The organism is Frigoribacterium sp. MEB024, from assembly GCF_000878135.1.
In the GTDB taxonomy this organism is placed as follows: Bacteria; Actinomycetota; Actinomycetes; order Actinomycetales; family Microbacteriaceae; genus Frigoribacterium.
On sequence record NZ_JXQZ01000032.1, the window covers coordinates 1 to 26,579 of the forward strand.

Here is a 26,579-nt window from a genome sequence, read left to right on the forward strand (position 1 = left end):
CTTCGTGGAGGTCGTGCTGGTCGTGAGGGCGGGCTCGGCGGGGGCGGCGGGTGCGGCGTCGGGCGGGCCCGCGGGGTCGCGCCGGAAGACGAGGCGGGGCAGCGTGACCTGCCGACCCGCGCCTCCTGGGCCCGCGTCCGACGACGCACCGGGGCCGGTGGAATCGCCGACGAGCTCGACGGTCTCGGTGTCGTCGCCGACGACGCCGCGCTCGAGCGCCAGGTCGAGCATGCTGAGGACGAGCGCGAGGCGGCGGAACTCGGGCTCGGTGGCGCGGTACACGTCGACGCTCGTGACCTCGTCGTGGTCGGCGAGCAGCCGGTCGATCGTCGCCGAGACGGCCGCCGTGCTCGTGCCCGAGGTGAGGCGGAGGGCGGCCCGGTCGGCCTCGGGCAGGGTCGCGTCGCCGATCGTCACCTGCACGTCGACCGTCGGCCGTGCGCGGTCGGTGTGCAGCTGCACCTGGCTGACGTCACGGACGTCGAGCGCCCCGAGGCCGAGCCCGTCGCCGTGCTCGACCGGCAGCATGGCGTGGCCCGGCCGGCGCTCGGCCCAGACGCCACCCGCGTGCAGCGCCCGGTCGGCGAGGGTGAGCAGGCGCTGCTGCTGATCGGAGCCCGACCGGCTGAGGAAGCGCCGCAGCGAGGACGTCCAGCGACCGTAGGTCTCTTGCACGCTCTGCTCTTCGGCGAGCAGCGACGAGATGAGCGACTCGAGCTGCGTGCGCTGTCGCTCGGTGAGCTGTGCGGCGGCGTCGGGTTGCGCGAGGACCTTCTCGATGTCGGCCCGCATCACGTCGATGCCGCGCGACGACAACATCTGGGCGAAGCCGCGGTAGGCGCGTCCCTCGGGGGTCTGCTCGAGCAGGTCGTTGTCGCGCAGGTACTGGTCGACGAGCGCGCCCTTGCCGACGTGTTCGGACGAGGCCCGGCGCGCGACCTCGCGGTGCCGCTGCTCGACCATGGCGCCGAGCTGCCGGAAGTCCTCGGGCAGCGACGCGGTCAGACGGACCACCTCGCGCACCTGTCGGCGCAGCACGTCGGGAGCGGTGGGTTCGGTGCCGTGCCGCTCGATCTCGGCCTTGCGGCGCTCGAGCTCGGCGATCTGCTCGTCGAGTCGCGCGAGCTGCGACTCGCGGCTGGGATCGGCGAGGCCCGCGAGCTGCCCGACGGCGTGGGCGATGCTGCCGAGGCGGGCCTCGCTGACGGCGTTGTCGCGCTCGACGAGGTCGCGCACGAGACGCAGCGCCTTGAGCGCGTGCGGTGACAGGCGGTACTCGGCACGGGCGTCCGGTCCGGAGGCGCGGGTGCGGACGAGCCAGCGGCTCTCGACCCAGCTGCGGCAGTACTCGGCCGGGGTGGTCTTCTGCTCGGTGGGGGCAGACGTGGCGACGGGCGTCGGGGACGCGGGCCGCGCCTCCTCGGGGGACCGCTCGGACGCCGCCTGGTCGGCGGCGTTCTGCTCGAGGGCGTCGGCGACCTGCCGGTGGAACCAGTCGGCGGACACCGGACCCTCGGCGTGCTCGAGGTGGCGGGAGAAGAGCGGCAGCATCCACCGGGCGTTGTAGCCGCGAAGCAGGGCCCAGGTGGGGTCGTCTTCGTACGCCGCGCGCACGTCGTCGCGGCTCAGGGCGTCGTCGTGCCCCGACGGGTGGTTCACCAAGCAAGACCTCCGGCAATCGTCGGACGACGATACCAACTGGTGACGCTCCGCTCGGCGACGGTGTCGCTCGTCGTCCGCAGCGGCCAGGATGGGGGGATGGGGATGGGGATGGGGATGGGAATGGGGATGGGCATCAGGTCGAGGCGGGGCGTCGTGGCGACCGTCGTCGTGGCCGTCCTCGCGCTCGCCGCCGGATGTGCCAGCTCGAGTGACCTGCTCCAACGGTTCGAGTCGCTCATGGACGGTGTCGGCGGCGTGGTCGAGATCGAGACGGCCGGGACCGACTCTCCCCTCGGCGTCGCGGAGGCCCAGGCCACGGTCGTGGTCGAGGACGACCTCTCCGACGACGACCTCGAAGCCGTCGCCGAGCGCATCAGGCCGTTCGTGGCCCGCAACGTCGGTGACTCCTCCGGCTGGCGGTTCGTCGACGTCCGGCGAGGCACCGTCTCGTTCGAGGTGCTCGCCGACGAGGGCGACACGGCGGCCCAGCTCGACCTCGCCCGGCGCGTCGCGGACGACCCGGTCTTCGCCGAGGTGTCCCTCACCACGCACGCGTTCGGCGAGGGCCGGGCGATCGGAACCGACTCGCCTCGGCAGGGGTTCGGGATCACGGTGGTCCCCTCGGACTCGTCGGACGTCGTCTCGGCCTGGCAGCGGGCACGGTCCCTGCGGGATGCCGCGGCTCAGCTGGCCGACGTCGACGTGACGGCCTGGAGCCCGGACTCCCGCCGGTTCGTCACCGAGAACGTCAGCGGGTTCCCCTCGGTCCTCGACGATCCCGCGACGTCCGACGTCGTCCTCGACGCCGCCGACCAGGCTCGGCTGCTCGACGCCGTGGGGGCTGCGGATCTCGGGGCCGGGCGGGTCGAAGTCCTGCCGGAGGGCATCCGGGTCGACCTCGACACACCGACCGTCACGGGGTACCACTCGCCGGACGAGGTGGCGGAGGCGTCCCCGCGAGCTGCCCGGATCGCCGGCGTCCTCGTCGCGATGTCGGAGGTGCCCGGCACGTCGATCGGCTTCGTCGACTCACCGGACGAACGGCGGGAGCTCAACGGCGACCTGTCCGCGGCCGAGTCGTTGGTGGACGTCGTCGCACCCGACACGGTCAGCTATTCGGCGATCAGCGCCCGGTCGGTCGAGGTACGGACGTCGGGGCTCGAGGGCGCCGTGCCCGCGATGCAGGCCATCGGTGGTTCCGGGGCCGTGTCCGGGATGGACGAGATCCGCGTCTCGTCCGATGCAGCCGACGGTCGGGGACTCTGGTTCTCGGGACGGCCCGAGGCGCTCGCGGTGCTCGCCACCGTCACGGGCGCCATCGTGACCGCACCCCGGATCGAGGGCGTGGCCGTGACCGCCACGGAAGGCCGCATCAGCATCGAGCTCGACGACGACGACGACGCCGCCACCGACGCCGCCCTGGCGGACGTCGTCGGGGCGGTTCGGACGGCACCGGCCGGGACCGTCGTGACGTTCCGGCGAGACGGGCGCGGGGCGGCCGACCTCGCCACCGAGACGGTCGGCCAGGGGGAGACGAGCGACTGCTCGACGCTCGACACCGACGATCGACGTCTGTGCGAGATCGTCGCCTCCGCCTGGGGCGGGTAGTCGCCGGACGACGAGGCTCCTCACCTCGTCACGCCCTGTCGAGGTGGCCGTCGAGGCCTGATCCTGAGATCGCCCTCACCACGTCCGTCGCGAGACACGGCGTCACGATCCGTCACGAAACGTCACGTCGTTCGTGTGGCGGAAGCACCGGGCCGAAGATGACGGGACGCGGGGTCGTCGCTCGCCGACGCTCCGCTCCGATCCGTCGTCGAGCGCAGGGGAGTCGTCGTGACCAGCAGGAGCACCCGTCCGACCGCGGCCTCCCGCCGGGCGCCGCGCGACCTCGGACGAACGTTGCTGCAGACCGCGGGCGCGGCGTCGTGAGCGGCGTCGGCGACACGGCAGTCGACTCCGCGGACTCGAGCGCGGTCGGCCAGACCCCGACCGTCGACGTGCGCGGCACCGTGATCGTCCTGCTCGGGGAGGGCGAGCGAGCGGACGACTTCGCGAGGCTCACCGACCGTCTCGTCTTCGACGGGTACCGGGTCGAGCTGTTCGACGACGTCTCCACAGACGTCCGCGCCGTGCGGGCGGGCGTCGAGCGGCTCGTGCGTGACCGGGCACTGCCGAGACCCCTCGTGCTGCTCGGCTCCGACGTCGGGGCGACCCTCGCGGCATCCGTCGCGGCCGACTCGGTTGCGGCCGTGGACGCGGTCGTGCTGACGGGCGTGCTGACGCCGGCCTCGCGACGGGGGCTCGGGCTCGACCGACGGGACGACCGGCACGGGAGAGCTCTGCCGACGGGGTTGTCCCTGCCGGCGGCACGGTCGGTGGTGCAGCCCACCCTGGTCTTCCACGGCGACGGGGACCGGGTCACCGAGGTCGCGGACGCCGTCGCCTGGGCGGCCCAGCTGCCGCGGGGTTCGGTCCGCCTCGTCGGCCAGGGTGGGCACGACGTGCTGCGGGGCTCCGGTCACCGCACGGTGACGGCCTCGATCGTGCTCTTCCTCGAACGTCAGCGCAGTGACGATCCCGTGCTCGTCGACGCGTTCGCGGCGCGCACGCCCCGGCCCGCCTGACGCGACGTGTCCGCGTGTGTCGGTCGGGCCGACGTGACGCGACGTGTCCGCGTGTGTCGGTCGGGCTGGCACCTCGGGCCCGAACGGTGCACGATCGAACGATGACCTCGCCGATCGACCACGCCGACCCGACACCCGTCGTGCACGTGCTGCACGACAACGCCGAGTGGCTGCCGCCGCTCGTCGCCGCGCTCGACGCCGCGGGGGTGCCCCACCGCGAGCACCTGCTCGACGGGACGTCCTTCGACCTCGCGGCCGCGCCTCCTGAGGGGGTGTTCTGGTCGCGGCTGAGCGGATCGGCCCACACGCGCGGCCGGGGGACCGCGAAAGAGGTCGCCCGGGCGACCCTGCGCTGGGCCGAACGGCACGGGCGCCGGACCATCAACGGCAGCGGTGTCGTCGAACTCGAGGTGAGCAAGGTGGCGCAGTACCTGGCGCTGGCGTCCGCCGGGTTCGACGTCCCCGCGACGACCGCCGTGTTCGGCACCGCCGACCTCAAGGCGCGGGCCCGCGAGCAGACGCTGCCGTTCATCACGAAGCACAACCAGGGCGGCAAGGGCCTCGGTGTGCGGCGCTTCGACGACCTCGACTCGTTCGACGCGTACGTCGACGGGCCCGACTTCGAGGTGCCGGTCGACGGGATCACCCTGCTGCAGGAGTTCCTGCAGGCCGAGCAACCCTTCAACACGCGCGTCGAGTTCGTCGGCGGGCGGTTCGTCTACGCGGTGCGCGTCGACACCTCGGCCGGCAGCTTCGAGTTGTGCCCCGCCGACGCGTGCGTCGTGCCCGACGGCGCCGACCCGGCCACCTTCGCCCCGTTCGCGGTGCGCCCCTCGGTCACCGCCGAGCACCCGCTCGTGAGGCGGCTCGAAGCCTTCGTCGCCGAACAGGGCATCGAGGTCGCGGGCATCGAGTTCATCGAGACCGTCGACGGTCGCTTCGTGCCCTACGACGTCAACACGAACACCAACTACAACCCCGACGTCGAGCGGTCGTCGTCGGTATCGGCCGCCGCGACGCTCGCCGCGTGGCTGGGCGAGGTGCTGGCGGCGGAGTACGCCGCGACACCGGCCTAGCGCCGGTCGCCTGGACACCGTCGAGTGGACGCCGCGCCACGTCGTGCCGCGGTTCGTCGTCCACTCGACGGCGTCCCGGGACGGGGTGTCTCGGGCGGCGGTTGTCAGGGGCCGGCGATCAGGACGACCAGCGGGCAGCAGCGTCACGGCCATGACCACGTTGGCCACCAGGAGCCCGGTCACGCGGGCCTCGCGCCTGGCGGGCGGTCGTCGCCACGTCGCGTCGACACCGGGTCCCTTCGATCGTACGGTCGAGCGTTGCAGGCGGACGCCGGGACGGGCTAGCGACGCGGAGGCGCGGGTGGCGCCGGCGAGGTCGCGAACGCCACGGCCGCGAGGCCGGTCAGCACGACCGCACCGATCGTCACGGGTGCGAGCGGCCCGGCGAACGCTGCGGCAAGGCCGACGGGTGTGCCGAGGCCCACGACGAGCTGGCCCACCACCAGCAGCACGAGGCCGAACGCGGAGCCCAGAAGGCTCACCCGGGCCAGGTCGTGCAGTCGCCGGGAGTCGTCGGCGAGGCGGCGCGTGCCCGATGTTCCCGGCAGGCCGGCGGAGAGTCGGCGTCGCATCCGCACGAAGAGCACCAACGCGACCAACGACAGCAGCAGCGGGACGGCACTGCCGATCGTGAGGGCGGTCTGCACGACGCCGAACAAGGCGTCGGTGCCACCGGGGGAGGGCGGGGTGCTCATCGGACTCCGTTCGAACGAGGTGGTGGGTTCACGGGCGAGTTCGTGGTGGACGGGCGCCTCCGGCGGCCCGGGGACCACGAATCCGCCCGTCCACGACCATCACGGGCCGAGTCGCCGACGAACCGCCCGGACACGACGACGCCGACCAGGCGGAAGGCGAGGTCGGCGTCGTGGGCCGTGCGGCCGGGTGTCTAGTAACGGGGCTTGCGGGCGGGCCGCTCGCCACCCTGTGACCGGTCGGGGCGGTCGTCGCGGCGGGGCGCGCCTCCTCGGCGGTCGGGCTTGATCTCGATGAGCTTGCCGCTGATTCGGGTGTCGCTCAGACGGTCGAGCATGTCGGTCGAGACGTCCGAGGCGAGCTCGACGACCGAGAAGTCGGGGCGGATCTGGATGGCCCCGAAGTCGTCGCGGCTCAGGCCACCCTCGTTCGCCAGGGCGCCCACGATCTGACGCGGCTCGACTCGGTGGCGACGACCGACCTCGATGCGGTACGCCGTCATCGGCTTCGACGTGCGCGGTCCGCGCTCGCGGCGCTCGCCCCGGTCGTCGTCACGGCCGCCGCGCGGGGCGCGGTCGTCGCGCTCGCGCAGCGGACGCTCGTCGCGCTGCGGTCGCTCGTCCTTCGGGTCGAGCAGCAGGGGAGTCTCGCCCTGGGCGACCACGGCGAGGGCGGCGGCGACGTCGGCTTCGGGCACGTCGTGGTGCTCGACGTAGTGGCTGATGATGTCGCGGAACGCCGAGATGCGGCTGTCCTGCGACAGGGCCTCGGTGATCGCGTCGTCGAACCGGGTGAGCCGGGTGCTGTTGACGTCCTCGACGGTCGGCAGCTGCATCTGCGTGAGCGGCTGGCGGGTGGCCTTCTCGATCGCACCCAGCAGACGACGCTCGCGCGGGGTGACGAAGCTGATCGCGGCACCGCTGCGGCCGGCACGGCCGGTGCGGCCGATGCGGTGCACGTACGACTCGGTGTCGATCGGGATGTCGTAGTTGACGACGTGGCTGATGCGGTCGACGTCGAGACCACGGGCCGCGACGTCGGTCGCCACGAGGATGTCGAGCTTGCCGCTCTTCAACTGGTTGACCGTGCGCTCGCGCTGGGCCTGGGCGACGTCACCGCTGATGGCCGCGGCCGAGTAACCGCGGGCGCGCAGCTTCTCGGCGAGGGTCTCGGTCTCGCTCTTGGTGCGGACGAAGATGATCATGCCCTCGAAGTTCTCGACCTCGAGGATGCGCGTCAGGGCGTCGACCTTCTGCGGGTACGACACCATCAGGTAGCGCTGGGTCGTGTTGACCGAGGTGGTGGTCTTCGCCTTGACCGTGATCTCTTCGGCGTCGTTCAGGTACTGCTTCGAGATGCGACGGATCTGCGGCGGCATCGTGGCCGAGAACAGCGCCACCTGCTTGTCGTCGGGGGTGTCGGCGAGGATCGTCTCGACGTCCTCGGCGAAGCCCATCTTCAGCATCTCGTCGGCCTCGTCGAGCACGAGGTACTTGAGCTCGCTGAGGTCGAGGGTGCCCTTGGCGAGGTGGTCCATGATGCGACCGGGCGTGCCGACGACGACGTGCACGCCGCGGCGCAGGGCGCTCAACTGCACGCCGTAGGCCTGGCCACCGTAGACGGGCAGGACGTGGACGCCACGCATGCCGGAGGCGAACTGCTCGAACGCCTCGCAGACCTGCAGTGCGAGCTCGCGCGTCGGCGACAGCACGAGCGCCTGCGGCTTCTTGGCCGAGACGTCGAGGCGCGACAGGATGGGCAGGGCGAAGGCCGCGGTCTTGCCGGTGCCGGTCTGCGCGAGGCCGACGACGTCGCGGCCGTCGAGCAGGGTGGGGATCGTGGCGGCCTGGATGGCCGAAGGGGTCTCGTAGCCGATCTCACGGATGGCCTTCAGGACCTGGTCGCTCAAGCCCAGATCGGCGAACGTCGGCGTCGTGTCGGCTTGCTCTGTGGCGTCGCTCGGGGCTTGCTCGGTGGTGTCACTCATGGTGCAACGGTAGCTTGTCCGGGGCCTCTGCCGTTGCTTCCGCCCGCGAGGCGGGTCGAGTCATGTCGGTGCGGGGGGCAGCAGCGCCACGGCGAGCGTGGCCACGACGATCGTCGTGGCCAGGACCGAGGTCGTGACGGCGACCCGGCGCAGGGTCCGCGACCGGCCCGGGCGTGGCCCGACGGTGGCCGACAGCAGGGCCGTCACGGCGAAGGCGGCCGAGGTCAGGCCGACCACGGGCGCCGAGGCCCGTCGCCCTCGAGCGAGGTCGAGCGGGAACTCGGCGGCTCCCTCGTGCAGTTCGGCCCAGCCCCACGCGACGTACCCGGCGGTGGCCACGGCCGACAGGGCGAGCGCGAGGGCCGGCCGGTGCGGGATCGGCTCGCGATGGACGTGGACGGCCGGGGGCCCCCGCCGGGGGTGGCGCCTCGGCCGCAGGATCGGGTCGTCGGGGTCGAGCGTGTCGTCGAGCGGGAGCCGACCCTGCCGGTGGAGCACGATCACCTCGTCGACGGGCCGAGGACGCCTCGAGTACGGCATCTGCTTCTTCGCAGGGGGCGACACGGTCGTCAGCATATCGGTCGTCTGCTCAACGGGGGGCCTCGATGTCGGCGGCCCGAAGTAGTCTTCTCGACGACCGATCCCACCTCGCGACACCCCTAAGGACGACGTGCAACCGACGTACCGCACCGCCAGCGGTCGGCTCTTCCAGGCCGACTGCCTCGAGGTCCTCGCCGAGCTCGACGACGAGTCGGTCGACCTCGTGTTCGCCGATCCGCCGTTCAACCTGGGCAAGGTCTACGGGGCGGGCATCGACGACTCGCTCGACGAGGACGCCTACCTGGCCTGGTGCCGCCGGTGGATCGCCGAGTGCGTCCGGGTGCTGAGGCCGGGCGGCTCCTTCTACCTCTTCAACCTCCCCCGCTGGAACATCGAGCTGGGCCACGTGCTCAACGGCGAGGGCATGACCTTCCGTCACTGGGTCGCCGTCGACATCAAGTACGGTCTGCCGATCCCGAACAAGCTCTACCCGTCGCACTACTCGCTGCTCTACTACAGCAAGGGCAAGCCGTCGCGCTTCGTCCGACCCCGCCTGCCGATCCAGGTCTGCCGTCACTGCGGCCGAGACATCAAGGACTACGGCGGCCACCGCAGCAAGCTGCACCCCGACGGCATCAACCTGACCGACGTCTGGCTCGACATCCCCCCGGTCCGACACCGGGCGACGAAGACCCGGGGGGCGAACGAGCTCAGCGAGAAGCTGCTCGAGCGAGTCCTGACCATCAGCTCCGAGCCCGGCGATCTCGTGCTCGACCCCTTCGGCGGGTCGGGCACGACCTACGCCGTGGCCGAGAAGATGCACCGGCACTGGGTCGGTGCCGAGATCGGCGACGTCCGGCCGATCATCCGTCGTCTCGAGGGCGAGGACGCCCAGGTCGAGCTGCCGGGCCGCGGAGACACGGGGCGCGGCGACACCGGCCGTGGGGTGACCGCCGGCGCCGAGCGCTAGCCGCCCGAGGTCCCGGCGTCTGCCGGGGGCTCGGCGGATCGGACCGGAGTCGAGAGAGCGACCCCGGGGAGGTGCGGTGCCGTGGGGTCCGCGAAGCGCGGGCGCTCCGGGAAGGGTTTCGGCTCCGAGGCCGTCTCGGGGGCGGACGGGACCAGGGGGATCGGCGCGGTCACGGGCGTGGGCGCGGCGACCGGCGGCTCCGTGACGGGTGGTGCCGTGACGGGCGCCTCCGCGGCGACCGTCGGCACGATGACGCTGATCGGCGTCGTGTCCGTGTGCACCGACTGCACGCGCACGCGCTTGGCCCGGCGCAGCCACCGACGGGCGCCCGGGGTTGCGAGCAGGCTGCCGAGCACGAGTCCGGCGCCGATCGCCAGCGTCGTGAGCATCGAGAACACGAAGTCGACCTCGGCACCGTCGTTGCCGGCCATGAAGTTCAGCAGCGACGACGCCACGGCGAGCGACGGCAGCAACGACCCGCAGAAGGCCGGCACCGCGATGACCGTCGCGGCCGTCCGCAGACGTGCCGCGGCCACGGTCGAGAGCGCACCCAGCAGGGTCGCCGCGACGAAGGTCGCCCCCATCAACGGCAGCCCGAGGTGGCGCAGGGTGAAGAGCGAGACGTTGCCGACCAGGGCGACCCCGATCGTGATCGGGATCATGCGGGCGGTCGACCCCTGGGCGATCGAGTTGGCCGACGCCGCGGCGAAGCTCGAGATGAGCGAGAGCCAGAGGGGCAGCGCCTGCAGCGTGATGTTCGTCGGGTCGACCTCGATGTCCGCGAACCGTGCGGTCACGGCGAGTCCGGCCGGGATGCCGCACACGACCCCGGCGACGATCAGCCCGATCACCAGGGCGCGGCCGACCGCCATCGACCGGAAGCCCGAGATCGCGTCCTGGGCCCAGGTGACGATCGTGGGGTGCGGCAGGACGAGGACGACCACGGCCGCGACCAACGCCGCCGCGCCTCCCGGGGTCAGCAGCCCCGCCCAGATGCCGAGCGTTCCGAGTGCGGCGGTGGACGCGGCCTGCAGGCCGATGACGAAGAACTGGGGGATGCCGCGGGCGCTGAGCCCTCGACCGGACGTCATGATGCCGATCATCACCACGAAGGCGCCGACGGCGGCCTGCCACGTGCCGCCGGCCTGCAGCGTCACGGAGACGCCCAGCAGACCCATCGCCAGGTCGGTCAGCCACGACGGCCACCGGGGCGGGGACTTCAACACCTCGACGAGGCCGGCCACCGCCTCGGTCATGTCGCGGTCGTCGTGCAGCAGGTCGTCGACGATCTGGTAGACCCTCGACAGCCGGTGCAGGTTCGAGCCCTCGGCGTAGATGACCCGGGTCTTGACCAACGGGTTGACGCCGGCCGGGGCGTACTGGATGGTGATCGCCGTGCCCGTGATGTCGAGTTCGAGCGGGGCCAGGTTCCATTTGGTGCTCACGGCCACGATCGCGACCTCGGTGCTGCGGACGTCGGCACCCGACGACAGCATGACGTCGCCCAGGTCGAGGCAGAAGTCGACGATCTGTCGGGGCGAGTAGAGGTCGCCGCCGATGCCGTGCTCGGGCGTCGTGCCCTCGTAGATGGTGCCGCGCAGTCGTGCCCGGACGTCGCGCAGTTCGTGCTGGTTGACCAGTCGCGACTGGGCGGGCCCCTTCGGCCTGGCCTTCGGGGCCTTGGGCACCCGAGGAGGCCGAGGCCTCACCGGAGTGGGCCGCTCAGGGCGCCTGGCGTCCGACACGCTGACCTCTTCCTCGCTCATGACCGGTCGGGCCGGGGCGCCGCCGAGGCGGTCCCGCGGACCCGTCCGTCGAGTCTAGGAGGCGCGGCGCCGGGCGTCCGGGCCCGTCGCGTCGAGCAGGTCGTCGGCCCTAGGACGCGTGGTCGGCGTCGTCGTCGTCGCCCCGCTCGGCCCGCGGCTCGCCCGCGTCGCCCCGCTCGCGTCCGGCGTCGGCCATGTCGCGGTGACCGAGGTCGGTTCGCGTGGGCGCATCGTCCCCGTCGCGCTCGGCGGCATGGGCCCGGGCGTCGCGTTCGGCCTGCGCGACGAGCTCGGGGTCGTCGTCCATCTCGTCCTGTCCGCCGGCGAAGGGCGACTGCGTCTGGGCCACGATGGCCTGCGAGGTCGAGCCGAGGATCACCCCCGGGTCGACTCCCTTCTCGTGGGCGAGGGCGGCGGTGAGGCCGGCCGCGAGGCTGCCTCCGGCGGTGCCGAGGGTCGCCATGACGTCCTCCTGTCGAGGCGTCAGCGGTTCGTCGGTCAGCTCGGCGACGACCTCGCGGAGGTTCTCGTCGCTGGCCTCGACGGCCTCGGGGTCGCCCTGCGTGATGGCCGCGGCCTGGGACACGATGGCGAGCGCGAGAGCGGCCGCCTCGTCCTCGGGCGTTCGACCGGTGGGCTCGTTCGTATCCTGATCCATGGGCCGACCGTACGCCCGCGCCTCGGGGGTCCTGTCAGACGGGAGGCGCGGGGTACGTCGCGTGGACACGCCGACCGGGAATGCCGGGAGGCGCGAACGGCTTGGACCACGGATGAGCACCACCGAGACCCCCCAGACCGACAGCACGCAGTCCGCCGCCGGAACCGTTCCCGGCACCGCCCTCGTGGTGGGCGCCAGCGGCATCACCGGCACCGCCCTCGTCGAGCAGTTGACGCGCGACGGGTGGGACGTCCTCGCCCTCTCGCGCCGCGCCTCCTCGTCCGCCGGGGTGACGGGCATCGCCGCCGACCTGACGAGCGCCGAGAGCCTGCGCACCGCGCTGGCCGACGCGAAGCCGACGCACGTGTTCTTCGCCGCGTGGCAGAAGCGCGACACCGAGGCCGAGAACATCGCGGTGAACGGCGCGATGGTCCGCGACCTGCTGGCCGCTCTCGACCACGCCCCGGTGCGGCACGTGTCGCTCGTCACGGGGCTGAAGCACTACCTCGGCCCGTTCGAGGCCTACGGCACGGGGAACATGCCCGACACGCCCTTCCACGAGGACGAGGAGCGCCTGCCCTACCCGAACTTCTACTACGCACAAGAGGACGAACTCTTCGCCGCCGCCGAGCGCCAGGGGTTCACCTGGTCGGTGCACCGCTCGCACACCGTCATCGGGTTCGCCGTGGGCAACGCCATGAACATGGGGCTGACCATCGCCGTGCAGGCCGCGCTGAGCAAGCGCCTCGGTCGTCCCTTCGTCTTCCCCGGCAGTGAGACCCAGTGGAACTCGCTCGTCGACGTCACCGACGCGGGCGTCCTCGCCGAGCAGATGATCTGGGCCGCGACCGACCCGGCGGGTGCCGACGAGCCGTTCAACATCGTCAACGGCGACGTCTTCCGGTGGCGTTGGCTGTGGCCCCGTCTCGCCGGCCACCTCGGCATCGACCCGGCCCTCGTCGAGGGCTTCGAGGGCGAGCCCCGACCGCTCGAGCAGCAGATGGTCGGCCTTGAGCAGGAGTGGCGGGACCTCGTCGCCGAGCACGACCTCGCCGAGCCCGAGCTGTCGCGGGTCGCCTCGTGGTGGCACACCGACGGCGACCTCGGCCGTGACATCGAGGTCGTCACCGACATGGGCAAGGCCCGCGACGCCGGCTTCACCCGGTACCGCCGCACCGAGCAGGCGTTCGTCGACCTGTTCGAGCGCTACCGCGCCGCCCGCCTCATCCCGTAGGCCGAGGCGCCGAGGAGGCGCGGTGCCGGTGACGAGACCGGCGTCGCGCCTCCTGCGTCCTCGACCCGTGCCTCCCGCACTCCCTTCGAGGTCGCGGGCCCTCTACGCCCCGGGGTCGGCTCGCTCGGCGTCCGCGATCGCGTCGCTCGGCACCGGCCGGCCCCGACGTGACAGGAACGTCACGAGCCAGAGCACCACCCCGATCGCGAGCAGGCCGCCGGCGATCGTGTACTGCTCGGCGCCGCGTCCGGAGGACACAGGCAGCACGAGCCAGAGGCAGGCCACGACGCCGATGATCGGAAGCACCGTGCCCGCCCGGAAGTGGTCGTGCGTCACCGTGTCGCGCCGCAACACGAGGACGACGACGTTGACCAGGGCGAACACCGTCAGCAGCAGCAGGGACGTCGTGCCGCCGAGCACGGCCACGATCGGGGACTCGGGCGACAGCGAGACGTAGCCGATCAGCACCAGGCTAAGCGCCGTCGTGAAGACGATCGCCGCCCACGGGGTCTGCCGCTTCCGGTGCACCTTGCCGAGGAAGCCCGGCAGCACGCCCTGCTTGCTCATGCCGTAGAGCAGTCGGCTGGCCATCATCATGTTGATCAGGGCGCTGTTCGCGACGGCGAACATCGAGATGAACGGCAGCAGCTTCCCGATCGGGAAGTCCGGTGCGGCGGTGTTCACCACCGTGACCAACGGAGTCTCGTTGTCGGCCAGCTCGCCGATCGGGACGATCGCCACGGCGCAGATCGAGACGAGCACGTAGATCACCGCGGTGATGCCGAGCCCGGTCAGCATCACCTTCGGGAAGATGCGGCTCGGGTCCTTCGTCTCCTCCGCCATGTTGACCGAGTCCTCGAAGCCGACCATGGCGAAGAACGCCAGCGACGTCGCCGTGCTGACGCTCAGGAGCAGCGACTTGTCACCGGCCGTCTCGAACAGCACGACCTGGCCCCAGTCGGCGTTGCCGCCGGCGATGAACCAGAACCCGATCAGGATCACCATGACGAGGCCCGAGAGCTCGATCAGGGTGAGCACGACGTTCGCCTTGACGCTCTCGCTGACCCCGCGGAAGTTCACGGCCATCACGAGCAGCATGAACGCCATCGCGATCAGCATCACGGCCGAGTTCGACAGCTCGACGCCGATGCCCGCCGCCAGGTTGGCCGCGAATGCCCGGGACGCCGTCGACGCGCTCGTGATGCCCGAACACATCACCACGAAGCAGACGATGAACGTCACGAAGTGGATGCCGAACGCCTTGTGCACGTAGAGGGCCGCGCCCGCGGTCTGCGGGTACTTCGTCACGAGCTCGAGGTACGAGAACGCCGTCATCAGCGCCACGGCGAACGCGATCAGGAACGGCAGCCAGGCCGCACCGCCGACCTCGGCCGCGACCTGCCCGGTCAGGGCGTAGACCCCCGTGCCCAGGATGTCGCCGACGATGAAGAGCAGCAGCAGCTTCGGGCCGATGGCCCGCTTCAGCTCGGTAGGACTCTCACCCGTGTCGGTCGTGGGGGGCTGGGCCTGGTTCGCGGACCGTGGGTTCGGGGGCTGCTGGTTCGTCGTCGACATGCTGACCTCCGGGGCGCATCGGTGTGTCTCGGGCGTTCCGGTCATCCTGCTCCGGTCGTCGTGGCGAAGGAAGAGGCGGCCGCACATCGTCACGGCCCCGAAACGTGGGAGGGCGTCCACACGACGGCGAGGAGGCGCGGCCGGCACCCGGGGACGCAGGCCGTTCCCGAGCCACGCGTCGTACCCTGAGCCCATGTCGGTCCGCCTGTCCCCACCCGAGTCGGCGACGCCCGGCCCCGTCCCCTCGCCCGGGCCCGGCGACCCGATGACCCCCCGCGCCGCCGGACTGTGGGCCGCACTCGCCGGAGTCGTGTCGATGGCCGCGTTCCTCGCCGCCGCCGAGGTCGTCGCCCTCGTCACCGGACCCACCGGCAGCCCGCTCTTCGCCGTCGGCTCCGCCGTCATCGACCTCGCCCCCGCCGGCGTCAAGGACACGATGGTGTCGCTGTTCGGCACCGGCGACAAGGTCGCCCTCTTCGTGCTGATGGGCGTGCTGCTCGTCGTCATCACCGGCGCGGCCGGCTACGGCGAGTACCGCCGTCAGCCGATCGGCAAGATCGCCTTCGTGGCGGGCGGGGCGCTCGCCGTGATCGCGGTCCTGACCCGCGCGGACGCCGGCCAGGTGGACGCCATCCCGAGCCTCGTCGGCACCTTCGCGGCCGTGCTGCTCGTCGACAAGGTCGCCTCGCGCCTCCGTCGGTGGGTCCGTTCGACGTCGCCCGGGTGGGCCGAGCAGACGCAGCCCGTCCCGCCGCTGCGCGGGCCCGGACTCGAGCGCCGGTCGTTCCTGACCTACACGGTGGTGGCCGGCGTGGCCGCGGTCGTCGTCGGCACGGGGGCGCGCGTGGTGAACGCGGGCCGCGCGAACGCGGCGGCGCTGCGACGTGCCCTGACGCTGCCCCGCGCGAGCGTGACCGAGGCCGCGGTGCCGGCCGGCGCCTCCTTGGACGTCGACGGCATCACCCCGTACGTGACGCCCAACGCCGACTTCTACCGCATCGACACGGCCCTGCAGGTGCCCTCGATCGACCCGGCCGACTGGAGCCTGCGCATCCACGGTCTGGTCGACCGCGAGGTGTCGATCACGTTCGACGAGCTGCTGGCCCTGCCGCTCGAGGAGCACATGGCGACCCTCAGCTGCGTCTCGAACGACGTCGGCGGCGACCTCATCGGCAACGCGCTCTGGCTCGGTTACCCGATCCGCTCGCTGCTCGAGCGCGCGGGCCCGAACGGCGGCGCCGACATGGTGCTCTCGCGCAGCATCGACGGCTTCTCGGCGGGCACCCCGCTCGACGTGCTGCAGGACGAGGGCACGGACGCGCTGCTCGCGGTCGGCATGAACGGCCAGCCGCTGCCGATCGAGCACGGCTTCCCGGTGCGGATGGTCGTGCCCGGCCTGTTCGGCTACGTGTCGGCGACCAAGTGGGTCGTCGAGATGGAGGTCACCCGTTTCGCGGACGCCGAGGGCTACTGGACGCCCCGCGGTTGGGACGCCCTGGGGCCGGTCAAGCTCGAGTCGCGCATCGACGTGCCCCGTGACGGGGGATCGGTGGACGCGGGGACGGTGTCGATCGCGGGCGTGGCCTGGCAGCCGCACACCGGGGTCGAGGCGGTCCAGGTGCGCGTCGACGGCGGCTCGTGGCTCGACGCGACGCTGGCCGACTCGGTGTCGGCCGACACCTGGCGCCAGTGGGTCTACCGCTGGGACGCCGGGTCGGCCGGATCGGGGTCGCACACCATCGACGTGCGGGCGCAGGGCGCGGACGGCACCTGGCAGCCCGAGGCGTACGTCCAGCCGGCTCCGAACGGGGCCGAGGGGTGGCACCGCGTGACCGTCGACGTCGCCTGACCCGGCGGACGAGGAGGCGCGGGTGCCAGGGTGGGAGGTCGCGGCCCGTCCGCCGCGCGACCCGCTCCCGGGGTCGCCGCCCGATCGAAGGAACCACCATGCCCACCACCGTCCACCTCGAGATCCACGTCGACCCCGCCCGGCTCGACCTCGCCCACGAGATCGCTCGCGAGACCCTCGTCGCCACGCGCGCCTGGCCCGGCTGCGAAGGGCTCGAGGTGCTGATCGACGACGCCGACCCGTCGGTCATGATCGTCGTCGAGACCTGGGCGTCGTCGGCCGACCACGACGCCTACGTCGCGTGGCGGGCCACTCCCGAGGGGGCCAACCGCCTGCCCGAGGTGCTGCTCGCCCCGCCGACCACCCGCACCTTCGCCGAGACGGTGCCGCTGGCCTGACGCCCGTCCTCCCGCGACGACGGGCGCGTTCGACGGGCGCGGTCGTCGAACTCGCCCGTCCCCGTCGGGCGACACGACACCGACCCGCGTCAGGCGTCGAGCAGGCCGCGGATGTCGTCGGCGGTGAGCGCCGCGCTGAACACGGCGTCGTCGTCCATCACGGCGTCGAACAGCTGCGACTTCTGGGCCTGGAGGGCCAGCACCTTCTCTTCGATGGTGTCGTTGGCGATCATCCGGTAGACCATCACGTTGTCGGTCTGGCCGATGCGGTGCGTGCGGTCGACCGCCTGGGCCTCGGTGGCCGGGTTCCACCACGGGTCGAGGATGAACACGTAGTCCGCCTCGGTGAGGTTGAGCCCGAACCCGCCCGCCTTGAGGCTGATGAGGAACGCGGGTGCGGTGCCGGTCTTGAACCGGTCGATCACCTCGGCCCGACGTCGGGTCGACCCGTCGAGGTACTCGAACGCGACTCCACGCTGTTCGAGCCGGGCGGCGACCTTGTGCAAGAACGTCGTGAACTGGCTGAAGATCAAGGCGCGGTGCCCCTCGGCGACCACGTCCTCGAGTTCGTCGAGCAGCTGGTCGAGCTTCGCCGAGGGGATGTCGGCGTAGGCCTCGTCGACGAGCGAGGCGTCGAGCGACAGCAGGCGCAGCAGGGTGAGAGACCGGAAGACGATGAACCGGTTGCGGTCGAGGTCGTCCATCAGGCCGAGCAGCTTCTGCCGCTCACGCTGCAGGAAGGCGTCGTAGAGGTCGCGGTGCGCGGGGTCGAGGTCGACGCGCAACACCTGCTCTTGCTTGGTCGGCAGGTCGGAGGCGACCTGCTCTTTCGTGCGGCGCATCATCAACGGTCGGATGCGCTTGCGGAGCTTCTGCAGGAGCTCGGGTGCCTCACCCGTCGCGATCGGCTTGACGTAGTCGTCGGCGAACCGGACTCCGCTGCCGAGCAGGCCGGGCGCCACCACGTGCAGCAGCGACCACAGGTCGGTGAGGCTGTTCTCGAGCGGCGTGCCGGTGATCGCGAGCTTGAACGGCACGTCGAGGTCGACCGCGCACCGGTGGGCCTGCGACGCACGGTTCTTGACGAACTGCGCCTCGTCCAGGATCAACCCGGCCCAGCCCTCGGTCTGGTACGCGGCGAAGTCGAGGCGGAAGAGCGCGTACGAGGTCACGACGACGTCGGCACCCTGCGCGAGGTCGTGCACCGACCCGCGCCCGCCCTTCGCCTGGGTGGCGGTCACGGCCCGGACGGCCAGCCCCGGGGTGAAACGAGCGGCCTCGGCCACCCAGTTCGACACGACCGACGTCGGGGCGACGACGAGGAAGGGCGCGGGCGCGGTGCTCGGAGCGTCCGACGTCGCCGTGTCGGCGGCGACGTCGGCGGCCCTGGCTCGTTCGGTCTCGCGAACGTGCGCGACGAGCGCGAGCGTCTGCAGCGTCTTGCCGAGCCCCATGTCGTCGGCCAGGACGCCGCCGAGCCCCTGGTCGTGGAGGAAGGCGAGCCAGGCGAACCCCTCGTGCTGGTACGGGCGCAGGGTCGCGTCGACCGCGCTCGGCACGGGGATCGCCGTGGCGGCCTCGAGCCCACCGGCGTCGGCGAGGGCCAGCAGCCCGCCGACCGCCTGCTGCCACTCGGCGGCGGGGACGGTCTCGTCCGCGAGTTCGTCGAGCTCGGACCAGAGGCTCGCCTGGTAGCGATTGATGCGCGGAGCCACCTGCCATTCGTCGAGCGCCGACGCCTCGTCGATCAGTCTCTTGAGCTCGTCGAAGGCCGGGTGGTCGAGGGACAGGTACGAGTGGTCGACCAGCAGCAGCTTCTTCCGCCCCTTCGCGAGGGCGGTGATGAGCGGCGTGAAGGGGACGGTCCGTCCCTCGACGGTCACCAGCACGCCGAGGTCGAACCAGTCGCGCTTGTCGGTCGGCATCGTGGTGATGGTCAGGCGTGGCTCGTCGGTCAGCTCGCGATAGTCGGGCCGGGTGCCGACGAGGTCGACCTGCAGGTCGGTTCGCGCCTCGAGGGCGGGCAGCGTGCCGGTCGCGAACTCGGCTGCGGTCACCCCCTTGAGCACCTGATCGCGCGGGACGACGTCGAGCTCGCCCAGGTCGGGGACGGGGGAGTGCGCCGTCAGCGGCCGGAGCGTGCCGTCGATGGTCCACCCCCACGTCAGGCGGATCGCCTGCCCCTTCTCGAAGGCGACCGTGAGGGTCAGCACGGGCGGCACGATCGTCGGGAACTCGATCGAGGCGTCCGAGCTGACGACGTCGACGCGTCGGCGAAGGGTGGGGTAGTAGTCGCGCAGGAACTCGGCTGAGTCGGCGGCCGGCACGACCACCTCGGGCGTGACGGTCAACAGTCGGCGCTGCTCGTCGTCGAGCGGAGCCGCGGTCGGCGCGAGGGTGAAGGTCAGCGCGGGTTCGTGGGCGACGCACCACACCCCGTGGTCGGCGATGACGCCGGTCGACTCCGCGCGACGGGCCACTCCGTCGACGGTGACCCCGGCGGTCAGCAGCATCGAGCCGTCGTCGCCGAGCACGGCGTCGACGGTCACCCGGGCCTCGTCGCCGACGACGACGTCGGTCGAACGCTTGCCCGTCACGAGAGCGATGCCGAGGCGCTCGGCTTCGGCCAACAACGGCCAGAGCAGGGGGCTGCCGAAGTCGTCGACGAACAGCCAGTCGGCGTCGCCCGGCGTGTAGGTCGAGACGGCCGACCGGTGCAGCGCCGCGAACTGGCCGAACCAGGCGTGCTGCTCGGGCTCGATGGCGAGCCGGTTCAGTTGGTACGGCAACGACGACCACGTGAGGTTGCCCCGCACCCAGTTGCCCGTGCCGCTCAGGGTGACGGGCCGCACGCCGAGTCGCTGCACCGTCGGTCCGCCTCGTCGCCGGGCGGAGGGCGCGACCGCGCGTCCTCGGGTCGAGTGAGCCCGGTCGCGCAGTTCGAACAGCAGCCCCATGCGCGTCGTCCGGACCGAGGAGGCGCGGGTCGGCTGCCCGATCGCCCCCACCGTCGACCGCCAGTCGCTCCCGCCCGTGCCGGGCCGTGCAGCACCCAGCGCGGTCACGCCCCCGGTCGTCAGGTCGTCGACGGTGGGTGTCGCAGTGCTGCGATCGGCCACGGCTCGGGAGTTGCTCTGCAACAGCGTCGCCGCGACGTGCTTGCAGTCGCTGCCGATCGGGCAGGTGCAGCGGCTGCGGACAGGTCGGCTGTACTCGCCGCGGGTCGCCCGCAGGTCGACGACGACCCGGTAGGGCGTCGACTCGGCACCTCGGACGGTGCCCTCGAGGCGCTCGTCCGCGGGGTGCCAGACGGTGTCGAGCACGGCTCCGTCGCGGACGTATTCTTTCGCCCGGTTGAAGGCGCGCGGCCCGACGAGCCGGATGACGTCGACGGCGTCGACCAGCGGCACGGCCGCGGAGTGGACGGGGCCGTCGGCGTCGCCGTCGCCGGCCGGGAAGCCGCCGTGCACGTCGAACTCGTCGCCCAGGTCCATGCCGCCCATGATGTCAGCCGCCGCCGACACCTCGGGCTCCTTCCCCAGGTGGTGGCGCCGTCCACAGGGCCGGGTGACCCGTCCCGTCGTCCCGTCCCCAGGGCTCGGCTGCTCCACACCCCGGTCGGGTGGCTAGGTGTCCGGGCGGAGCGGTGCCACACTTGAGCCGTGCGGTACTTCCCGCACCACCTCGTCGGCGCAGCAGCTGGCTCGCATCACCCCCGCTCGTCCCGTTGCCCCGCACCATCGCCCTGCCCCGAAACGTTCCCGCCTCACCGGCACCGGGCCGTCGTCGCCCCGGTGCCGCTCACCCTGCCCCCACGCTCGAAGGGATCGGCACCCCGTGTCCTCCGCCATGCCCCGCGACGCCTCGCGCCTCTCGCACCTCCGCGCCCTGCTCTTCGACCTGGACGGCGTCCTGACGCCGACCGCCGAGGTCCACATGCGCGCGTGGGCCCGCCTCTTCGGCGACTACTTCGCCGCGCACGACCTCGCGCCCTACACCGAGGCCGACTACTTCGAGCACGTCGACGGTCGGCCCCGTTACGACGGTGTCCGGGCGATGCTCGCCGCCCGCGACGTCGTCCTGCCCGAGGGGTCACCCGACGACGACCCCGAGGCCGAGACCGTCTGCGGACTCGGCAACCGCAAGAACGCGGCCTTCGCCGCCGAGCTCGCCGAGAACGGCGTCACGCCGTACCCGGGGTCGGTGGCCTTCCTCGACCGGGCCGTCGCCGAGGGAGTCCGCGTCGCCGTGGTCTCCAGCTCGCGCAACGCCGTGCCCGTGCTCGAGGCCGCCGGTCTCCGTGACCGGTTCGACGTGATCGTCGACGGCGTCGTGGCCGCGGACGAGGGCATCGCCGGCAAACCGGCCCCCGACACGTACCTCGAGGGCGCCCGCCGCCTCGGCCTCACCGCCGACGACTGCGTGGTCGTCGAAGACGCGCAGTCCGGTGTCGAAGCCGGTCGTCGTGGTGCCTTCGGCCTCGTGCTCGGGGTCGACCGCGGCACGGGCGCGCAGACCCTGCTCGACTTCGGCGCCGACCTCGTCGTGGACGACCTCGGCACGCTGGTCGGTGCGCTCGACCGAACCCGCGCCTCCTCGGCTCCGAATCCCGACCAGGCGACACCGGACACCCCCTCGACCAGCAGCAGCACCACCGGCACCACGGAGGCACAGTCGTGAACCACATCACGTCCGACCCGCTCGACCGCTCGCGGTTCCCCGTCGACGAATGGGCCTTCGTCGAGGACGAGTACGTCCAGGGCGACGAGGGCCTCACCGAGACCGTGTTCGCGGTCGGCAACGGGTACCTCGGCCTCCGCGGCAACCCCGACGAGGGTCGCGGCGGCCACGCGTTCGGCACCTTCGTCAACGGGTTCCACGAGACCTGGCCCATCCGGCACGCCGAGGAGGCCTTCGGGTTCGCCCGGGTCGGCCAGACGATCGTCAACGTGCCCGACGCGAAGGTCATCCGCCTCTACGTCGACGACGAGCCGTTCGTGCTGTTCGAGGCCGACATCCTCCGCCACACGCGACGCCTCGACTTCCGCGACGGCGTCCTCACCCGCGAGATCGACTGGCGCACCCCCTCGGGCAAGCGGGTCCTGGTCACCAGTCGTCGCCTGGTCAGCTTCGAGGACCGCCACCTCGTCGTCATCGAGTACGAGGTCACGATGCTCGACTCGTCGGCGTCGCTGCTGATCTCGAGCCAGATCCTCAACCGTCAGGACATGGGCGATCAATACCACGCCGGCATGCGCGCCGCGGCCGAGGCGTTCGACCCGCGCAAGGCCGAGTCGTTCGACGACCGGGTCCTTCAGCCCGTGCTCAACCGCAACGGCGGCGCGCGGGCCGTGCTCGGCTACCGCACGACGAACTCGGGCATGACGATCGCGGTCGGTGCCGAGCACCGCATCGAGACCGACGCCGAGTGGGACCAGTCGTCGCAGATCGACGACGACATCGCCAAGCACGTCTACCGCGTCAAGGCGCAGGCCGGCCAGAAGGTCCGCCTGACCAAGACGATCACCTACCACACGAGTCGGGGCGTGCCGCCTCGCGAACTGGCCGACCGGTGTGACCGCACCCTCGACCGGGCGGCCGAGACGCCCACGGCCGAGATCTTCGAGCACCAGCGCGCCTGGCTCGACGACTTCTGGCAGCGCAGCGACGTCCAGGTCGCCGGCCAACCCGAGATCCAGCAGGCCATCCGCTGGAACCTCTTCCAGCTCGCCCAGGCCACGGCCCGCACCGACGGTCAGGGCGTCGCGGCCAAGGGCGTCACGGGGTCGGGCTACGGTGGGCACTACTTCTGGGACACCGAGATCTACGTCCTGCCGTTCCTCACCTACACGTCGCCGAACGTCGCCCGCAACGCCCTGCGCTTCCGTCTCGGCATGCTGGACGCCGCTCGCGACCGGGCCGTCGAGTTGAACCAGCGAGGTGCCCTCTTCCCGTGGCGCACCATCAACGGGCTCGAGTCGAGCGCCTACTACGCGGCCGGAACGGCTCAGTACCACATCGACGCCGACATCAGCCATGCCCTGAGCCAGTACGTCCAGGCGACGGGCGACGAGGACTTCCTGCAGCGGGGTGCCGTCGACATCCTCGTCGAGACCGCGCGCCTGTGGGCCGACCTCGGCTTCTGGCGCTCGAACGGCGACCAGCGGTTCCACATCGACGGCGTCACCGGGCCGGACGAGTACACGACGGTCGTCGACGACAACCTCTACACGAACGTCATGGCGCGGGCGAACCTGCGGGCGGCCGTCCGGGCGGTCACCCGTCTGAAGGACGACGCTCCCGTCGCGTTCGACCGGATGGTCGACCGCCTCGGCCTCGAAGAGCACGAGATCACGGGCTGGCAGCTCGCCGCCGAGGCGATGCACATCCCGTACGACGACCACCGGGGCATCCACCCGCAGGACGCCCAGTTCCTCGACAAAGAGCTGTGGGACCTCGAGGCCACCCCGGCGAACAAGCGTCCGCTGCTGTTGCACTACCACCCGCTGGTCATCTACCGCTTCCAGGTGCTCAAGCAAGCCGACGTCGTGCTCGCGCTGTACCTGCAGGGCGACGAGTTCACGCCCGAGCAGAAGCTGCGCAACTTCGAGTACTACGACGCGCTGACGACGGGCGACTCGACCCTGTCCGGCGTCGTGCAGTCGATCATCGCGGCCGAGGTCGGCCACCACCAGCTGTCGCAGCAGTACTTCCTGTCGTCCCTGTACGTCGACCTGGCCGACCTGCACAAGAACACCTCGGACGGCGTGCACGTCGCGTCGACCGGTGGCATCTGGAGTGCACTCGTCAACGGCTACGGCGGCATGCGCGACTGGCTCGGCTCGATCACCTTCGACCCGCGCCTGCCGGCCGACTGGGAAGAACTCTCGTTCCGCGTCGCGATCAAGGGCAGCCGGGTGCGCGTCGACCTCGCCCAGCACGAGATCGTCTTCACCGTCGAGACGGGCGACGCCGTGACGTTGTCCGTCCGCGGTGACGAGTTCCGGGTCACCCCCGAGGCTCCGGTGCGGGTGGCCCTCGAGGGTCAGGGGCCGCGCATCACGACCCGCGTCCCCACGACGAGTGACCTGCGCGGGCTCATGCGAGCCGACGGCTCGGTCATCACGGCGTCGATCCCGACGATCAGCGTCGACCGCTACGACGAGGACGAAGCCGCGTCCTGACCGACGCGACGTCCGTCGCGCAGACGACCCGCGCCTCCCCGGCCCCCGAGGGCTGAGGAGGCGCGGGTCGTCCGTGCGAGGGGGTCGCGTCAGTGCACGGGGACCGGTGCGTCGACGGCGGGCGAGGTCGTCGCGTCCACGTCGTCCGACTGCGGGACGCGGCGACGGAACAGCAGGGCCGCGATGACCGCGCCGACGGCGAAGAATCCGGCTCCCCACCAGTACGCCGTGGCGTAGCCGGTGACGGCGGCCTCGGCCGCGACGGCTCCGGTCGCCGGCAGGTGATCGGCGACGTAGTTCGCCGCGGCGGTCGCCGCCAACGTGTTGAGCAGTGCCGTGCCGATCGACCCGCCGACCTGCTGGCTCGTGTTGACCATGGCCGAGGCGACGCCCGCGTGGCCGCGGTCGACGCCGAGCGTGGCGGTCTGGATCGACGCGGGCATGATCGAACCCATGCCGAAGCCGAGCACCATCAAGGCCGGCAGCACGTTGGCGGCGTACAGGCTCTCGAGGTCGAGCCGGGTCAGCAGCAGCATGCCGATTACGCCGAGGGTCATGCCGAACGGCACCATGATCTTGGGGCCGAAACGCGGCACGAAGATGTTCGTCGACAACTGGGCCGCGAGCACGAGCATCGCGATCATCGGCAGGAAGGCCAGGCCGGTCTTCGTCGGCGTGTAGCCGAGCGACGTCTGCAGGTAATACGTCACGAACAGGAAGATGCCGAACATGCCGGCGCCCGCGATCGTCACCGAGGCGTAGGCGGCCCCGCGGTTGCGGTCGAGCACGATGGACAGGGGCAGCAGCGGGTGCTCGGCACGGCGCTGCCACGCCACGAACGAGGTCAGCAGCACGACGGCCGCCGCCAGGAAGCCCCAGGTCAAGGGCGAGTCCCAGCCCTGGGTCTCGGCGTTCGAGAAGCCGTAGACGAGCGAGAAGAGCGCGCCGGAGACGAGCAGCGTGCCGGGCACGTCGAGCTTCGGGCGCGGGCCGGTGCGGGTGACGTGCGACACGAAGATCGCGGCGCCGACGATCGCCACGGCGGCGATGACGACGTTGATGTAGAGGTTCCAGCGCCACGAGGCGTACTGGGTGAGGAACCCGCCGAGCAGCAGGCCGATGGCCCCGCCGGCGCCGGCGATCGCGCCGAAGACGCCGAAGGCGCGGGCGCGCTCCTTCGGGATCGTGAAGGTCGTGGTCAGCACGGCCAGGGCGGTCGGAGCGAGCAGCGCGCCGAACGCACCCTGCAGGGCGCGCGCGAAGACGAGCAGCCCGAAGGTGCCGGCCGCGCCGCCCAGGGCCGAGGCCAGGGCGAAGCCGATCAGGCCGATGATGAACGTGCGCTTGCGGCCGATCAGGTCGCTGACGCGGCCGCCGACGAGCAGCAGGCTGCCGAAGGCGAGCGAGTAGGCGGTGATGATCCACTGCCGGTCGCCGTCCGAGAAGCCGAGGTCGGTCTGGGCGGCGGGTAGCGCGATGTTCACGACGGTCGAGTCGAGGACGACCATCAGTTGGGCGAGGGCGACGGTGGTCAGGGTCAACCAGCGCCGGGACGGCGGCGGGGTGGGGGAGGACGAGGAGGCGCGGGTCGCGCCGTCAGGGGAGGTGGAGGCCTGAGACATGAGCGCGAGCATATACGAGTCCCGCTAGTTTCGGATACAGGCAGTTTCGTAAACATCCGATGTAGAGTCACCCCCATGACCGACAGGGAAGGCGCGGCGACGACGCCCGCCGAGACCGGCCCCGCGACCCCCTCGCGACCGGGTCGCAAGCGCGACCACAGTCGCGACCCCGAGATCCTCCGCTGCACCATCGACGTGCTCGCCGAGACCGGCTTCGAGGGCATGACCATCGAGATGGTCGCCGCCCGTGCCAAGGCCGGCAAGGCCACGCTCTACCGCCGCTGGGCGTCCAAGGGTGAGCTCGTCGTCGACGCGGTGGCCTGCCTGAAGCAGGGAGCCGTCGACCTCGACGGACTGCCCGACACGGGCACGCTGCGCGGTGACCTCGTGGCGATGATCAAGCCGCACAGCATCGACGACGCCGAGAAGAAGATGCGGGTCATGGCGGGTGTCGTCACGATGCTCTCGACCACGCCCGAGCTCGCCGAGGCCGTGGACGCCGCGATCGTCCAGCCCCGCGCCGAGGCCAACCGGCTGCTGCTGCGCCGGGCCCTCGAGCGAGGCGAGATCGCGGCCGACACCGACATCGAGGCGCTCGCCCTCGTCACCCCGTCGATGGTGTCGTACCGCGTGCTCGTCCTGCGGAAGCCCGTCGACCGCGACTACCTCGTCGGGCTCATCGACGGTGTGCTGCTGCCCGCTGCGGGGGTGCGCCAGACCACCCGGGTCTGATTCCGC

General features: G+C 71.8%; 19 protein-coding genes. 10 read left to right on the top strand and 9 right to left on the bottom strand.

The features are described 5' to 3' along the window. A partial coding sequence (locus tag SZ60_RS06900; protein WP_043594817.1) for a DUF3375 family protein occupies positions 1-1,659 on the bottom strand: 1,659 nt, incomplete at its 3' end. Between the two features lie 156 nt (positions 1,660-1,815). Here SZ60_RS06900 and SZ60_RS06905 point away from each other — a divergent pair. The 3 genes from SZ60_RS06905 to SZ60_RS06915 all read left to right on the top strand — a co-directional run bounded on the left by SZ60_RS06905 (position 1,816) and on the right by SZ60_RS06915 (position 5,365). Next, a complete protein-coding gene (locus SZ60_RS06905; protein ID WP_043594818.1) occupies positions 1,816-3,270 on the top strand; it encodes a hypothetical protein in 1,455 nt (484 codons plus the stop codon). Between the two features lie 320 nt (positions 3,271-3,590). Then, the gene (locus SZ60_RS17165) at positions 3,591-4,289 is read left to right on the top strand and encodes an alpha/beta hydrolase (RefSeq protein ID WP_052505223.1); all 699 of its coding nucleotides are present in this window, start codon (positions 3,591-3,593) and stop codon (positions 4,287-4,289) included. Positions 4,290-4,390: 101 nt separating this feature from the next. Continuing rightward, positions 4,391-5,365: a RimK family alpha-L-glutamate ligase gene (locus tag SZ60_RS06915; protein ID WP_043594819.1), complete on the top strand. Its 975-nt coding sequence runs from the start codon at positions 4,391-4,393 to the stop codon at positions 5,363-5,365. 281 nt (positions 5,366-5,646) lie between these two features. On the opposite strand, the gene SZ60_RS06920 is transcribed toward SZ60_RS06915, so the two are convergent. From SZ60_RS06920 to SZ60_RS06930, 3 genes are all read right to left on the bottom strand, one after another. Then, positions 5,647-6,060: a hypothetical protein gene (locus SZ60_RS06920; RefSeq protein WP_156155523.1), complete on the bottom strand. Its 414-nt coding sequence runs from the start codon at positions 6,058-6,060 to the stop codon at positions 5,647-5,649. Between the two features lie 191 nt (positions 6,061-6,251). Beyond that, positions 6,252-8,045 (bottom strand): DEAD/DEAH box helicase, encoded by a 1,794-nt coding sequence (locus SZ60_RS06925; RefSeq protein WP_043594821.1) that lies wholly within the window; start codon positions 8,043-8,045, stop codon positions 6,252-6,254. 60 nt (positions 8,046-8,105) lie between these two features. Further along, positions 8,106-8,609, bottom strand: a complete 504-nt coding sequence (locus tag SZ60_RS06930; RefSeq protein WP_156155524.1) for a hypothetical protein — start codon at positions 8,607-8,609, stop codon at positions 8,106-8,108. 106 nt (positions 8,610-8,715) lie between these two features. Between SZ60_RS06930 and SZ60_RS06935 the strand changes: the two genes are divergently transcribed. Beyond that, positions 8,716-9,555 carry a site-specific DNA-methyltransferase gene (locus tag SZ60_RS06935; protein ID WP_156155525.1) on the top strand — a complete coding sequence of 280 codons (840 nt, stop codon included), beginning with the start codon at positions 8,716-8,718 and terminating at the stop codon, positions 9,553-9,555. Here the strand turns inward: SZ60_RS06935 and SZ60_RS06940 are convergent. Together SZ60_RS06940 and SZ60_RS06945 are read right to left on the bottom strand one after the other, a co-directional pair. Beyond that, on the bottom strand, positions 9,552-11,243 hold the full coding sequence (locus tag SZ60_RS06940) for a threonine/serine exporter family protein (RefSeq protein ID WP_231567069.1): 1,692 nt from the start codon (positions 11,241-11,243) through the stop codon (positions 9,552-9,554). The two genes, SZ60_RS06935 and SZ60_RS06940, sit on opposite strands and share 4 nt — an antisense overlap. Before the next feature lie 187 nt (positions 11,244-11,430). Further along, positions 11,431-11,979: a hypothetical protein gene (locus SZ60_RS06945; RefSeq protein WP_043594824.1), complete on the bottom strand. Its 549-nt coding sequence runs from the start codon at positions 11,977-11,979 to the stop codon at positions 11,431-11,433. Between the two features lie 112 nt (positions 11,980-12,091). On the opposite strand from SZ60_RS06945, the gene SZ60_RS06950 reads away from it, so the two are divergent. Continuing rightward, entirely contained in the window at positions 12,092-13,213 is a 1,122-nt protein-coding gene (locus SZ60_RS06950) for an SDR family oxidoreductase (protein WP_043594825.1), read from the top strand. 102 nt (positions 13,214-13,315) lie between these two features. Here SZ60_RS06950 and SZ60_RS06955 read toward each other — a convergent pair whose 3' ends face one another. Next, positions 13,316-14,788, bottom strand: coding sequence for an APC family permease (locus SZ60_RS06955; protein WP_082059940.1), 1,473 nt, complete (start codon positions 14,786-14,788; stop codon positions 13,316-13,318). A 193-nt stretch (positions 14,789-14,981) separates the two neighbouring features. Between SZ60_RS06955 and SZ60_RS06960 the strand changes: the two genes are divergently transcribed. Together SZ60_RS06960 and SZ60_RS06965 are read left to right on the top strand one after the other, a co-directional pair. Further along, entirely contained in the window at positions 14,982-16,637 is a 1,656-nt protein-coding gene (locus tag SZ60_RS06960) for a molybdopterin-dependent oxidoreductase (RefSeq protein WP_369700698.1), read from the top strand. 98 nt (positions 16,638-16,735) lie between these two features. Further along, positions 16,736-17,035 (top strand): putative quinol monooxygenase, encoded by a 300-nt coding sequence (locus tag SZ60_RS06965; RefSeq protein WP_043594826.1) that lies wholly within the window; start codon positions 16,736-16,738, stop codon positions 17,033-17,035. A gap of 89 nt (positions 17,036-17,124) precedes the next feature. Here the strand turns inward: SZ60_RS06965 and SZ60_RS06970 are convergent, their stop codons facing one another. After that, entirely contained in the window at positions 17,125-20,559 is a 3,435-nt protein-coding gene (locus SZ60_RS06970; protein ID WP_052505224.1) for a DEAD/DEAH box helicase, read from the bottom strand. Positions 20,560-20,884: 325 nt separating this feature from the next. Here SZ60_RS06970 and SZ60_RS06975 point away from each other — a divergent pair, with 325 nt between their 5' ends. Beyond that, complete coding sequence (locus tag SZ60_RS06975) at positions 20,885-21,715, top strand: HAD family phosphatase (RefSeq protein ID WP_082059941.1); 831 nt, start codon at positions 20,885-20,887, stop codon at positions 21,713-21,715. Then, complete coding sequence (locus tag SZ60_RS06980; protein ID WP_043594827.1) at positions 21,712-24,219, top strand: glycoside hydrolase family 65 protein; 2,508 nt, start codon at positions 21,712-21,714, stop codon at positions 24,217-24,219. Before SZ60_RS06975 ends, SZ60_RS06980 begins: the two co-directional genes overlap by 4 nt. Before the next feature lie 89 nt (positions 24,220-24,308). Here SZ60_RS06980 and SZ60_RS06985 read toward each other — a convergent pair whose 3' ends face one another. Continuing rightward, complete coding sequence (locus SZ60_RS06985; RefSeq protein ID WP_043595025.1) at positions 24,309-25,841, bottom strand: MFS transporter; 1,533 nt, start codon at positions 25,839-25,841, stop codon at positions 24,309-24,311. A gap of 75 nt (positions 25,842-25,916) precedes the next feature. Between SZ60_RS06985 and SZ60_RS06990 the strand changes: the two genes are divergently transcribed. Further along, positions 25,917-26,573 (top strand): TetR/AcrR family transcriptional regulator, encoded by a 657-nt coding sequence (locus tag SZ60_RS06990; RefSeq protein ID WP_043594828.1) that lies wholly within the window; start codon positions 25,917-25,919, stop codon positions 26,571-26,573. The last annotated feature ends 6 nt before the right edge of the window (positions 26,574-26,579 follow it).